Here is a 12,523-nt window from a genome sequence, read left to right on the forward strand (position 1 = left end):
GACAAGCCGTCGTACACGGTGGACACCCTGGAGTCGCTGCGTGGCGAGCTGGCCGCGCACGACCAGCTGTTTCTCCTGCTCGGCTGGGACGCCTTCTGCGGCCTGCCGAGCTGGCACCGTTGGCAGGAGTTGCTCGACCACTGCCACCTGCTGGTGCTGCAGCGGCCGGATGCCGACAGCGAGGCGCCGGAGGCGCTGCGCGACCTGCTGGCGGCGCGCAGCGTCAGCGACCCGCTGAGCCTGCAGGGGCCGGGCGGGCAGATCAGTTTCATCTGGCAGACCCCGCTGGCGGTGTCGGCCACGCAGATTCGCCAGTTGCTGGCGGCCGGCAAATCGGCGCGTTTTCTGCTGCCGGATGCGGTACTGGCCTATATCCAGGCGCAGGGTTTGTATTCTGCGCCGCATGCTTGAAGCGTCGCGCATGTGCGCAGGCGTCCCATTACACGAGGCAAACGAGTCATTTATGAAGAAGCACAGCATGCCCAGCGACGAGCTGGTCAAGATCGCCGTCGCGGCGCTGGAAGAGATCAAGGCGAGCGACATCACCGTGATCGACGTCAAGGACAAGACCAGCATCACCGATTTCATGGTGATCGCCAGCGGTAGCTCCAGCCGTCAGGTCAAGGCGCTGGTGGACAACGTCCTGGAAAAGGTCAAGGAGCGCGGCGTGCGCCCGATCGGCAGCGAAGGCCTGGACAGCGGCGAATGGGCCCTGCTCGACCTGGGCGACATCGTCGTCCACGTGATGCTGCCCACCGCGCGTCAGTTCTACGACCTCGAGCGCCTGTGGCAGGGCGCCGAGCAGAGCCGCGCCCAGCACTCGGCCGAGTAAGCGCAAGCCGTGCGGATCAAGCTGATCGCCGTCGGCTCGCGCATGCCGCGCTGGGTCGAGGAGGGCTGGCAGGAGTACGTCAAGCGCCTGCCGGCCGAGTTGCCGCTGGAGCTGGTGGAAATCCCGCTGAACACGCGCGGCAAGAACGCCGACGTCGCCCGTCTGATCCGTCAGGAGGGCGAGGCGATGCTGAGCAAGGTGCAGCCGGGCGAACGCATCGTCACCCTCGAGGTCCATGGCAAGCCGTGGAGCACCGAGCAGTTGGCCGCCGAGCTGGACCGCTGGCGCCTGGATGCGCGCACCGTCAACCTCATGGTCGGCGGCCCGGAAGGGCTGGCGCCGGAGGTCTGCGCGCGCAGCGAGCAGCGCTGGTCGCTGTCGCCGCTGACCCTGCCGCACCCGCTGGTGCGCATCCTGCTCGGCGAACAGATCTACCGGGCCTGGACCGTGCTGTCCGGCCATCCGTACCACAAGTGACCAAGTAAGCCACGATGCCGCAGCCGATTCGCCTCAAGGATCACGAAAAGGACGCCCGCCAGGTGCGCCGGCGCGTGCTGGTCGGCGGCGTCGCGATCCTGCTGCTGAGCGCCGTGCTGGTGGCGCGCATGTACTACCTGCAGGTGGTGCAGTACGAGCATCACACCACCCTCGCGGAGAACAACCGCATCCATGTGCAGCCGATTCCGCCTACCCGCGGGCTGATCTTCGACCGCAACGGCGTGATCATCGCCGACAACCGCCCCAGCTTCAGCCTCACCGTGACCCGCGAGCGCGCCGGCGACTGGCAGCAGGTGCTGGACGTGGTGGTCGAGGTGCTGGAGCTGTCGGCGGACGAGCGCGCCCTCTTCGAGAAGCGCGTGCGCCAGGGGCGGCGGCCGTTCGAGCCGGTGCCGATCCTGTTCGAGCTGTCCGAGGAGCAGATCGCCCGCATCGCGGTCAACCAGTTCCGCCTGCCTGGCGTCGAGGTGGCGGCGCAACTGGTACGCCACTACCCGCAGCGCGAGCATTTCGCCCATTCGGTGGGCTATGTCGGGCGGATCAACGAGCAGGAGCTCAAGCGCCTCGACCCCACCGACTATGCCGGCACCCACCATATCGGCAAGACCGGCATCGAACGTTTCTACGAGGACGAGCTGCACGGCGAGGTGGGTTACGAGGAAGTCGAGACCAACGCCCGCGGCCGGGTGCTGCGGGTGCTCAACCGCATCGACCCGAAGCCGGGCAAGGACATAGTGCTGAGCCTCGACGTGCGCCTGCAGGAGGCGGCCGAGCACGCCCTGGGCGGGCGTCGCGGCGCGGTGGTGGCGATCCAGCCGCAGACCGGCGAGGTGCTGGCGATGGTCAGCCAGCCCAGCTTCGACCCCAACCCCTTCGTCACCGGCATCAGCTTCAAGGCCTATGGCGAGCTGCGCGACTCTATCGACCAGCCGCTTTACAACCGTGTGCTGCGCGGCCTCTACCCGCCGGGTTCGACCATCAAGCCGATGGTGGCGGTGGCCGGCCTCGATGCCGGGGTGGTCACGCCCACCTCACGGGTATTCGACCCGGGCTTCTACCAGTTGCCCAATCACAGCCACAAGTACCGCAACTGGAACCGCAGCGGCGACGGCTGGGTCGACCTGGAACTGGCCATCGCCCGCTCCAACGACACCTACTTCTACGACCTGGCGCACAAGATGGGCGTCGATCGCATGCACGCCTATATGAGCCGCTTCGGCCTGGGCCAGCGCGTGGCGCTGGACATGTTCGAGGAGACCGCCGGGCTGATGCCGTCACGCGACTGGAAGCGCGCGCGCTACCGCCAGCCCTGGTACCCGGGCGAGACGCTGATCCTCGGCATCGGCCAGGGCTACATGCAGACCACGCCGCTGCAGCTGGCCCAGGCCACCGCGCTGATGGCCACCCGCGGCAAGTGGATTCGCCCGCACCTGGCCAAGAGCATCGACGGCGCGCTGCCGGTCGATTCCAACCCGCTGCCGGACATCGTCCTGCGCGATGCGAAGTTCTGGGACTATGGCATCCGCGGCATGGAGCAGGTGCTGCACGGCGCCCGCGGCACCGCGCGCAAGGTCGGCGACAGCTCGGTCTACCGCATCGCCGGCAAGAGCGGCACGGCCCAGGTGGTGGCGATCAAGCAGGGCGAGAAGTACGACCGCGAGAAGCTGCAGGAACGCCACCGCGACCACGCCCTGTTCGTCGCCTTCGCCCCGGCGCAGAACCCGCAGATCGCCGTGGCAGTGATGGTGGAGAACGGCGAGTCCGGTTCCGGCGTAGCGGCGCCGGTGGTCAAGCAGGTGATGGACGCCTGGCTGCTGGACGACGGCGGCCAGCTCAAGGCCGAATACGCACCGGCGCAGAGCGCCGAGGTCAGTCAACGATGATGAGCAATTTCGACCGTACCCTGTCCGACGAGGACGTGCTGCGCCGCCGGGCCGGCCTGTTGCAGCGCCTGCATATCGACGGCTGGCTGCTGCTGCTGTTGCTGATCCTCGGCGCCGGCAGCCTGTTCATCCTCTATTCGGCCAGCGGCAAGAACGTCGACCTGCTGCTCAAGCAGGCCACCTCGTTCGGCATCGGCCTGGCCGGCATGCTGGTGATCGCCCAGTTCGATCCGCGCTTCATGGCGCGCTGGGTGCCGCTGGCCTACCTGGGCGGCGTCGGCCTGCTGGTGGTGGTCGAGGTGATGGGCCACACCGCCATGGGCGCCACGCGCTGGATCAACATTCCCGGGGTGATCCGCTTCCAGCCCTCGGAAATCCTCAAGATCATCATGCCGATGACGGTCGCCTGGTACCTGGCCAAGCGCAGCCTGCCGCCGCGGCCCAAGCACGTGCTCGTCTGCCTGGCGATGATCGGCGTGCCCTTCGTGCTGATCCTCAAGCAGCCGGATCTGGGCACCTCGCTGCTGATCCTCGCCTCGGGCGCCTTCGTGGTGTTCATGGCCGGTCTGCAGTGGCGCTGGATCCTCGGCGCGGTGGCGGCGGTGGTGCCGATCGCGGTGGGCATGTGGTACTTCGTCATGCACGACTACCAGAAGCGCCGCGTGCTGACCTTCCTCAACCCGGAGAGCGATCCGCTGGGCTCGGGCTGGAACATCATCCAGTCCAAGGCGGCAATCGGCTCCGGCGGCGTGCTGGGCAAGGGCTGGCTGCTGGGCACCCAGTCGCACCTGGATTTTTTGCCGGAAAGCCATACGGACTTTATCATTGCCGTGCTCGCCGAAGAGTTCGGCCTGGTCGGCGTCTGCCTGCTGCTGCTGTTGTACCTGCTGCTGATCGCGCGCGGCCTGGTGATCACCGCCCAGGCGCAGACGCTGTTCGGCAAGCTGCTGGCGGGCGCGCTGACCATGACCTTCTTCGTCTATGTGTTCGTCAACATCGGCATGGTCAGCGGCCTGTTGCCGGTGGTGGGGGTGCCGCTGCCGTTCATTAGTTACGGCGGAACCCATCTGGTGACGCTACTGTCAGGTTTTGGGGTCTTGATGGCGATCCACACCCACAGAAAGTGGATCGCACAGGTTTGATTGGGGTAATGAATTCAATGCATCTACTGCGCGGCTGGGCAGCTCGAACGCTTTTGGGGATCGGCCTGGCGGGGGTATCCGGCGCCCAGGCACTGGCCGCCGATTACGACGGCTCGCCGCAGGTGGCCGAGTTCGTCGAGGAAATGACCCGCGACTACGGTTTCGCCAGCGAGCAACTGCTCGGTCTGTTCGCTGAGGTGGAGCGCAAGCAGGCGATTCTCGACGCCATCTCGCGCCCGGCGGAGAAGGTCAAGCCGTGGAAGGACTACCGGCCGATCTTTATCACCGACAAGCGCATCGCCCAGGGCGTCGACTTCTGGCGCCAGCACCAGGCCGCGCTGGACAAGGCCGAGGCCGAGTACGGCGTGCCGGCGCAGTTCATCGTCGCCATCATCGGCGTGGAGACCTTCTACGGCGGCAACACCGGCAGCTGGCGGGTGATGGACGCGCTGTCCACCCTGGCCTTCGACTATCCGCCGCGCGCGCCCTTCTTCCGCAAGGAGCTGCGCGAATTCCTCATGCTGACCCGCGAGGAGCAGGTCGACCCGATCAGCCTCAAGGGCTCCTACGCCGGCGCCATGGGCCTGCCGCAGTTCATGCCGAGCAGCTTCCGCGCCTACGCGGTGGATTTCGATGGCGACGGCCATATCAATATCTGGAGCAACCCGACCGATGCCATCGGCAGCGTCGCCAGCTACTTCAAGCGCCACGGCTGGCAGGCCGGCGGCCAGGTGGCCAGTCGCGTCCAGGCCAGCGGCGCGCGCGTCGACGAGGGCCTGACCCAGGGCCTGGACCCGGTGAAGACGGTCGCCGAGCTGCGCGCACTGGGCTGGCAGGCGCAGGATCCGCTGGCCGACGACTTGCCGGTGACCGCGTTCCGCCTGGAGGGCGCCGAGGGCGACGAATACTGGTTCGGCCTGCCCAACTTCTACACCATCACCCGTTACAACCGCAGCGTGATGTACGCCATGGCGGTCAACCAGCTTGCCGAACTCTTGGTCGACGCGCGGGGGCAGCGATGAACAGCTGCAAACTGCTGCCGCTGGCCGTCTGCGTGGCCGCCGCGCTGCTGCTGGCGAGCTGTTCGTCGAAGCGGGCGCCGCAAACCGTGGCGACGCCCAGCGCGCCGGCGGGGATTTCCGGGCCGGGCGACTTCAACCGCCCGCACAAGGACGGCGCGCCCTGGTGGGACGTCGACGTGTCGCGGATTCCCGACGCCATCCCCATGCCGCACTACGGGCCGGTCAAGGCCAGCCCCTACGTGGTGTTCGGCCAGCAGTACTACCCGATCCAGGACGCCCGTCGCTACCAGGCGGTGGGCCCGGCCTCCTGGTACGGCACCAAGTTCCACGGCCAGGCCACCGCCAACGGCGAGACCTACGACCTGTACGGCATGACCGCGGCGCACAAGACCCTGCCGCTGCCGAGCTACGTGCGGGTGACCAACCTGGAGAACGGCAAGACGGTGATCCTGCGGGTCAACGACCGCGGGCCGTTCTACTCCGACCGCATCATCGACCTGTCCTTCGCCGCGGCGAAGAAGCTCGGCTATGCCGAGAAGGGCACCGCGCGGGTCAAGGTCGAGGGCATCGACCCGCACGAGTGGTGGGCGCAGCAGGGCCGTCCGGTCCCGCTGGTGCTGGCGGGCAGCCAGCCGGCCAAGGCCGCCGTGGCGCAGCCGGTGGCCCAGCCGCTGCCGCAGGTGCTCGAGCAGTATTCGCCGCCGCCGGCGCAGCACGCCGCGGCCGTGCTGCCGGTGCAGATCGACGCAAAAAAAAACGATTCACTCGCAGCCTCTGGCCTGTATCTCCAGGTGGCAGCCTTCGCCAATCCGGACGCTGCGGAGCTGCTCAAGGCCAAGCTGAGCCAGACGGTGAGTGCCCCGGTGTTCATCAGCTCAGTGGTGCGCGACCAGCAGATTCTCCATCGCGTACGCCTGGGCCCGATCGGCAGCCAGGGCGAGGCTGAGCAGCTGCAGAGCAGCGTGCGTCTGGCCAACCTGGGTCAGCCGACCCTGGTGCGTGCAGATTGATGGCACTTAACCGGCATTTGCCGGACTAACCCCAGGTCCGCCGCTTGCGGCGGATCGAGCGCAGGCCCTGCGGGGCCGTTCAACACCCATGCAACGACTTTCGAGAGACGGATGAATATCACCAGCTTCGCGCAACGTGCTTCCCTGTTCCTGACCCTACTGGCCGCGCCGCTCGCCTGGGCCAGCCAGCAGCAGGTGATCCCGGCGCCGCCGCAACTGGCGGCGACCTCCTATGTGCTGATGGACGCCGCCAGCGGCAACGTGCTGGTGGAGAACAATGGCGACCAGCGCCTGCCGCCGGCCAGCCTGACCAAGCTGATGACCGCCTATATCGCCACCCTGGAGATCAATCGCGGCCAGATCAAGGAAAGCGACCTGGTGCGCATCAGCGAGAAGGCCTGGCGCATGGGCGGCTCGAAGATGTTCATCGAGGTGGGCAAGGAAGTCTCGGTCGACGACCTGCTGCACGGCATCATCATCCAGTCCGGCAACGACGCCAGCGTGGCCATCGCCGAGCATATCGCCGGCAGCGAAGAGGCCTTCGCCGACATGATGAACAGCCATGGCCAGCGTCTCGGCCTGACCAACAGCCACTTCATGAACTCCACCGGCTGGCCGGATCCGGAGCACTACTCCTCGGCCCACGACATGGCCAAGCTGGCCCGCGCCATCATCTTCGAGGACCAGGCCCACTACGCCATCTACGCGCAGAAGGAGTTCCTCTGGAACGGCATCAAGCAGCCCAACCGCAACCTGCTGCTGTGGCGCGACAAGACCGTCGACGGCCTGAAGACCGGCCACACCGAAGAAGCCGGCTACTGCCTGGTCGCCTCCGCCGTGCGCGACGGCCAGCGCCTGATCGCCGCGGTGTTCGGCACCGTCAGCGAGCAGGCTCGCGCCGCCGAGGTGCAGAAACTGCTGACCTACGGCTTCCGCTTCTTCGAGACCCGCACCTTCTATCAGAAGGGCGCCGAACTGGCCCAGGCCGACGTGTGGAAGGGCGCCAGCCGCCAGGTCAAGGCCGGTCTGGCCGAGGACCTGACCCTGACCCTGCCCAAGGGCCAGCTGGAAAAACTGCAGGCCGGCATGACCCTCAACCCGCAGCTGATCGCCCCCATCCAGCAGGGCGACGTGATCGGCAAGGTCGAGGTCAAACTGGGCGAGCAGGTGGTGCACAGCGCCGATCTGGTGGCCCTGGAAGCCGTCGAGGAAGGTGGCCTGCTGCGCCGCCTGTGGGACAGCATCCGTCTGTTCTTCTTCGGCCTGTTCAACTGATAGCGCCCGGCCGCGCCAGCCCGGCGCGGCCCTTTTCCTGGACGGGCACAAGCCATGACCGATAGCGACGTTCAAGCCCCGAAAATCGAATTCCCCTGCGAGCGTTACCCGATCAAGGTGATCGGCACCGCCGGCGAGGGCTTCTCCGATCTGGTGATCGAAGTGATCCAGCGCCATGCGCCGGATCTGGATGCCTCCACCCTGGTGATGCGCGACAGCCGCAACGGCAACTTCCTCTCGGTGCAGGTGCTGATCACCGCTACCAGCGTCGAGCAGCTGCAGGCCATCCATGTCGACCTGCGCGCCACCGGCCGCGTGCATATGGTGCTCTAGTGCCCGAGCTCGTCGTTCGCCGTCTGGGGCTGGTGGACTATCAACCGACCCTGGAGGCCATGCGTCGACTGACCAGCGAGCGCGATGCGCAGACGCCGGATGAGATCTGGTTGCTGCAGCACCCCAAGGTGTTCACCCAGGGCCAGGCCGGCAAGGCCGAGCACCTGCTGGCGCCGGGCGACATCCCGGTGATCCAGGTCGAGCGCGGCGGCCAGGTCACCTACCACGGCCCCGGCCAGCTGGTGGCCTACCTGATGCTGGATCTGCGCCGCCTCGAGCTGGGCGTGCGCGAGCTGGTCACCGCCATGGAGCAGAGCCTGGTGGACGTGCTGGCCGGCTACGGTATCGCGGCGGCGCCCAAGGCCGACGCGCCGGGTGTGTACGTGGCCGGCGACAAGATCGCCTCGCTGGGCCTGCGGGTCAGCCGCGGCTGCTCCTTCCACGGCCTGGCGCTGAACGTCGACATGGACATGACGCCCTTCCTGCGCATCAACCCCTGCGGTTACGCCGGGCTGAAGATGGTGCAGATGCGCGACCTGCTCGCCGCGCCACCTGCGCTCGACGAGGTGGCGCAGCGCCTGGAGCAGGCGCTGCGCCATAGATTGGGATATTCCTAGGTCGCGCGTTCACCGAAAAATCCGCCCTCGAGCCAGTGGTGTGCACGGCGCACCCTGCTCTGAGCAACGAAAAAGGGACGCCGAGGCGTCCCTTTCGTTTGTCGTGAAGAGCTGGCTCAGTTCAGATTCAGCGCCGGAATCAGGCTGCTATCGACTTCCTGCCCAGGCACCGGAACCGGCGCGGCCAGACCCAGGTTGTTCTTCTCGAACACCCGGTCGGCGCGGTAGCTGGAGCGCACCAGCGGGCCGGCGGCGACTTCCATGAAGCCTTTCGCCAGGCCGATATCGCGGAACCGATTGAATTCCTCGGGGCTGACCCAGCGCTGCACCTTCAGGTGGTTGCGCGTCGGCTGCAGGTACTGGCCGAGGGTGAGGATGTCCACGCCGATGGCGCGCAGGTCGTCCATGGTCTGGATGACTTCTTCGTCGCTCTCGCCCAGGCCGAGCATCAGGCTGGTCTTGGTCAGCACGTCCGGACGGTGGCGCTTGGCGTGGGCCAGCACGCCCAGGGTCTTCTCGTAGCCGGCGCGCGGGTCGCGCACCACGTGGGTCAGGCGCTTGACCGTCTCGACGTTCTGCGCGAATACCTCCAGGCCCGAGTCCACCACCTTCTCGATGGCCGACAGGTCGCCGTCGAAATCGGGGGTCAGGGCTTCCACCACCACCTGCGGGGTGTTGTCCTTGATCGCCCGCACGCAGGCGGCGTAGTGGCTGGCGCCGCCGTCGTCGAGGTCGTCGCGGTCCACCGAGGTCAGCACGATATAGCGCAGCGCCATCAGCTCCACCGACTTGGCGGTGTTCTGCGGCTCTTCCAGGTCCAGCCAGCCGTTCGGGTTGCCGGTGTCCACCGCGCAGAAGCGGCAGGCGCGGGTGCATACCGAGCCCATCAGCATGATGGTGGCGGTACCGTTGGACCAGCACTCGCCCATGTTCGGGCAGTGCGATTCCTGGCACACGGTGCTCAGGCGATGTTCGCCGACGTTGCGCTTGACCGCCTCGAAGCGGCTGCCGCCGGGCGCCTTGACCCGCAGCCACTTGGGCTTGGGCTCGAACACCTGGGGCTCGGCCGAGGCGCGGCGCTTCTGGCCATCCTTGATCGCGGTGATGCCCTGAGCGGTGCGGAATTTGTCGCCGCTGGCAACGGGTTTGGGCGAGGATGTGTCTGACATCGGCAATCTGGACTCCGGTAGAGGCCCCGAGGGGCTTGCGGCCGGCCGGCAGTTTATCACAGAAGGGGGCGGCGGACGTCCTGCCGACAGTCGACCGCTCTGCGCCAGGCAGGCGCTGTGAGGCATTCAGGTCGCGGTGAGCCGAGGCTGCGCGGGGTCAGCTCGTCGAGCCGCGATGTGCCCGGCGTAGCGGCGCGAAGGCGCTGGTGCCCAGCCAGGCCCAGAGCTGTCTGGCGAAAAGGGCCTGGCCCGCCACCTGCACGTCGTCGTTGTGCAGGGCATCCTGCGCGTCGCGATCGCCGGTCCATATCTCGGTCAGTGTACGCACGCTGCTCCTCATCAGCAGGGTTGGTACCTGGCCGGGATCGTCGCGACACAGGTCGGCGATTCCGGCTTCCACCACCAGCCACCAGTGGCGTTCCCCTGGACGCGCATCGTGCAGGTCAAACTGGATGATCACCGGTTGCGCCGGGAACAGCTCCAGGTGGACGAAGCGGCGGATATCCCACATCAGCAGTCCGGCATCCAGCTCGTCGTCGCGCAAGCGGCTGCCTATCCAGCGTGCGCCCCACTGGCCGAGCGCCATGATCACCGGACGCAGCTCTTCGCCCGCCTCGGTCAGGTGATATTTCCAGACCTTGCCCGCCGCTTCGCGGCGAATCACGCCGATTTCTTCCAGGTGGCGCAGACGCTGGGCGAGCAGGCTGGTCGACATGCGTGGCACGCCGCGATGCAGTTCGTTGAAACGCTTGCTGCCACACAGCAGCTCGCGTATCACCAGGGGCGTCCAGCGTTCGCAGAGAGCCTCGGCGCCGCGGGCCACGGTGCAGAACTGGCCATAGCTGTCTTCCACCTCGCCCACCTCCGCTCGCCAACACTTCAGATTCTGGACTAGCCGGGGCATTTCGCCAGTCTCAGGCTGGGACCTCCAGTCCGAACGAGGATCAGGTCATGAGCAGAATCGCAATCATCCAACGCCCACCGGTGCTGCTCGACCGCGAGGCGAGTCTGGAGCGTGCGCTGCAGTCGGTAGAGGAAGCCGCAGCCACCGGCGCCGAGCTGGTAGTGCTGCCGGAACTCTACATCCCCGGCTATCCCTCGTGGATTTGGCGCCTGGCACCGGGGCGCGATGGCGCGTTGAGCAGCCAGTTGCATGCCCGCTTGCAGGCCAATGCGATCGACCTCGGCGCCGGTGACCTGCAGCCCCTGTGTCAGGTGGCACGCGAGCGGCGAGTCAGCCTGGTGTGCGGTTTCCATGAGTGTGAGCGACGCCTGGGCGGTGGCACGCTGTACAACAGCGTGGCGCTGATCGGCACCGACGGCGAGCTGAAGAACCACCACCGAAAGCTCATGCCGACCAATCCGGAGCGCATGGTGCACGGGCTCGGCGACGCTTCCGGGTTACGGGTAGTGGACACCCCGGTGGGGAGAGTGGGCTGCCTGATCTGCTGGGAAAACTATATGCCCCTGGCGCGTTACGCGCTCTACGCCCAGGGTGTGGAGGTTTATCTGGCGCCTACCTACGACAGTGGCGAGGGCTGGCTTTGCAGCATGCGCCACATCGCCCTGGAAGGGCGTTGCTGGGTGCTGGGCAGCGGTTCGTTGTTGCGTGGCCGCGATATTCCGGCAGATTTCCCGGGGCGTGAGCAGCTGTTCGCGGACCCCGAAGAGTGGATCAACGATGGCGACTCGGTAGTTGTGGATCCAGGCGGCAAGGTGGTGGCAGGGCCGATGCATCGCGAGGAAGGCATCCTCTATGCCGATATCGACGCCGCCCGGGTTGCCCCGGCGCGGCGCACCCTGGACGTGAGCGGTCACTACGGCCGGCCCGATATCTTCGACCTGAAAGTGCATAGAAACCCGGCGCAGGCGCTGCGCTTTGTCGATGATTGCTGAGGAGGTGCGAGTGATGAACGAGAAGCTGGCACATGTGGGGCGCTGCTTCTGTGGCGCCGTCGAGGTGCGTGTCCGCGGTGAGCCGCAAGCCATGGGTTTCTGTCACTGCGAATCCTGTCGACACTGGTCGGCCGGCCCGGTCAATGCCTTCAGCCTGTGGCGGCCGCAGGACTTCGAGCTGCTGCAGGGCGCGGAACACCTGGGCTGCTATGCCGGCACTCCCGGCAGCCGGCGGCACTGGTGTACCCGTTGTGGTGGCCACCTGTTCACCGAGCATCCGCAGGCCGGCCTGGTTGACGTCTACGCCGCACTGTTGCCGAGTCTGGAGTTTCGGCCCAGCGTCCATGTGCACTATCAGGAACGGGTACTGGCCATCGCCGACGGCCTGCCCAAGTTCAGGGACCTGCCGGCGCCGATGGGCGGCTCGGGAAGGCTCCTGGACGAATCCGCCTAGCGCCCGCGCAACTGCTTGAGCAGTTCCTCGTTGGGGTAGCCGTCCGCCGGCCAGTTCAGCTGCAGCTGCAGGGCGCGGATCGCCTTGCGCGTATTGGCGCCGATGATGCCGTCGGCCGGACCCGGGTCGAAACCGTTCATCGCCAGCAGTTCCTGCAGCTCGATGCGCTCGCTGCGGCCCAGCTGGCGTTCGCCGCGCGGCCAGCTGCCCTGGACTTCGGTGGGGCGCAGCAGGTTGTCGGCGAGCAGGCCGATGGCCAGGGCGTAGGAGGTGGAGTTGTTGTACTTGAGGATGCTGCGGAAGTTGTCCAGCAGCAGGAAGGCCGGGCCGCGATGGCCGGCGGGTAGCAGCAGATTGGCGCGGGCGCTGGCGGCGGCGCCGGTCGGGGCGAT

Annotated in this window: 15 protein-coding genes; 12 read left to right on the top strand and 3 right to left on the bottom strand. The window is 67.1% G+C overall.

Annotated features, from left to right (window positions below):
* The 10 genes from N878_RS01020 to lipB all read left to right on the top strand — a co-directional run.
* On the top strand, positions 1-411 hold a 411-nt coding region (locus tag N878_RS01020; protein ID WP_021441821.1), incomplete at its 5' end, for a nicotinate-nicotinamide nucleotide adenylyltransferase.
* 67 nt (positions 412-478) lie between these two features.
* Complete coding sequence (rsfS, locus tag N878_RS01025; RefSeq protein ID WP_031302530.1) at positions 479-832, top strand: ribosome silencing factor; 354 nt, start codon at positions 479-481, stop codon at positions 830-832.
* A gap of 9 nt (positions 833-841) precedes the next feature.
* Positions 842-1,309, top strand: a complete 468-nt coding sequence (rlmH, locus tag N878_RS01030) for a 23S rRNA (pseudouridine(1915)-N(3))-methyltransferase RlmH (protein ID WP_021441823.1) — start codon at positions 842-844, stop codon at positions 1,307-1,309.
* Positions 1,310-1,323: 14 nt separating this feature from the next.
* A complete protein-coding gene (gene mrdA / locus N878_RS01035; RefSeq protein ID WP_021441824.1) occupies positions 1,324-3,213 on the top strand; it encodes a penicillin-binding protein 2 in 1,890 nt (629 codons plus the stop codon).
* Positions 3,214-3,251: 38 nt separating this feature from the next.
* Positions 3,252-4,355: a rod shape-determining protein RodA gene (rodA, locus tag N878_RS01040; RefSeq protein WP_177342862.1), complete on the top strand. Its 1,104-nt coding sequence runs from the start codon at positions 3,252-3,254 to the stop codon at positions 4,353-4,355.
* A 17-nt stretch (positions 4,356-4,372) separates the two neighbouring features.
* A complete protein-coding gene (gene mltB / locus N878_RS01045) occupies positions 4,373-5,377 on the top strand; it encodes a lytic murein transglycosylase B (protein ID WP_031302533.1) in 1,005 nt (334 codons plus the stop codon).
* Positions 5,374-6,387 carry a septal ring lytic transglycosylase RlpA family protein gene (locus N878_RS01050; protein WP_021441827.1) on the top strand — a complete coding sequence of 338 codons (1,014 nt, stop codon included), beginning with the start codon at positions 5,374-5,376 and terminating at the stop codon, positions 6,385-6,387. Before mltB ends, N878_RS01050 begins: the two co-directional genes overlap by 4 nt.
* A gap of 111 nt (positions 6,388-6,498) precedes the next feature.
* Positions 6,499-7,662: a D-alanyl-D-alanine carboxypeptidase family protein gene (locus tag N878_RS01055; protein ID WP_021441828.1), complete on the top strand. Its 1,164-nt coding sequence runs from the start codon at positions 6,499-6,501 to the stop codon at positions 7,660-7,662.
* A gap of 54 nt (positions 7,663-7,716) precedes the next feature.
* Positions 7,717-7,995 (top strand): DUF493 domain-containing protein, encoded by a 279-nt coding sequence (locus tag N878_RS01060; protein ID WP_021441829.1) that lies wholly within the window; start codon positions 7,717-7,719, stop codon positions 7,993-7,995.
* Positions 7,995-8,612, top strand: a complete 618-nt coding sequence (gene lipB, locus N878_RS01065; protein WP_021441830.1) for a lipoyl(octanoyl) transferase LipB — start codon at positions 7,995-7,997, stop codon at positions 8,610-8,612. Before N878_RS01060 ends, lipB begins: the two co-directional genes overlap by 1 nt.
* Before the next feature lie 116 nt (positions 8,613-8,728).
* Here lipB and lipA read toward each other — a convergent pair whose 3' ends face one another.
* Together lipA and N878_RS01075 are read right to left on the bottom strand one after the other, a co-directional pair.
* Positions 8,729-9,781 (bottom strand): lipoyl synthase, encoded by a 1,053-nt coding sequence (lipA, locus tag N878_RS01070; RefSeq protein WP_021441831.1) that lies wholly within the window; start codon positions 9,779-9,781, stop codon positions 8,729-8,731.
* Positions 9,782-9,938: 157 nt separating this feature from the next.
* The gene (locus N878_RS01075) at positions 9,939-10,634 is read right to left on the bottom strand and encodes a helix-turn-helix domain-containing protein (protein ID WP_031302534.1); all 696 of its coding nucleotides are present in this window, start codon (positions 10,632-10,634) and stop codon (positions 9,939-9,941) included.
* Between the two features lie 98 nt (positions 10,635-10,732).
* Between N878_RS01075 and N878_RS01080 the strand changes: the two genes are divergently transcribed.
* On the top strand, positions 10,733-11,677 hold the full coding sequence (locus tag N878_RS01080; RefSeq protein WP_021441833.1) for a carbon-nitrogen hydrolase family protein: 945 nt from the start codon (positions 10,733-10,735) through the stop codon (positions 11,675-11,677).
* 13 nt (positions 11,678-11,690) lie between these two features.
* Positions 11,691-12,131: a GFA family protein gene (locus tag N878_RS01085; protein WP_021441834.1), complete on the top strand. Its 441-nt coding sequence runs from the start codon at positions 11,691-11,693 to the stop codon at positions 12,129-12,131.
* Here N878_RS01085 and N878_RS01090 read toward each other — a convergent pair.
* On the bottom strand, positions 12,128-12,523 hold a 396-nt coding region (locus N878_RS01090; RefSeq protein ID WP_031302535.1), incomplete at its 5' end, for a peptidoglycan-binding protein. The two genes, N878_RS01085 and N878_RS01090, sit on opposite strands and share 4 nt — an antisense overlap.

The organism is Pseudomonas sp. EGD-AK9 (genome assembly GCF_000465935.2).
Taxonomy (GTDB): domain Bacteria; phylum Pseudomonadota; class Gammaproteobacteria; order Pseudomonadales; family Pseudomonadaceae; genus Aquipseudomonas.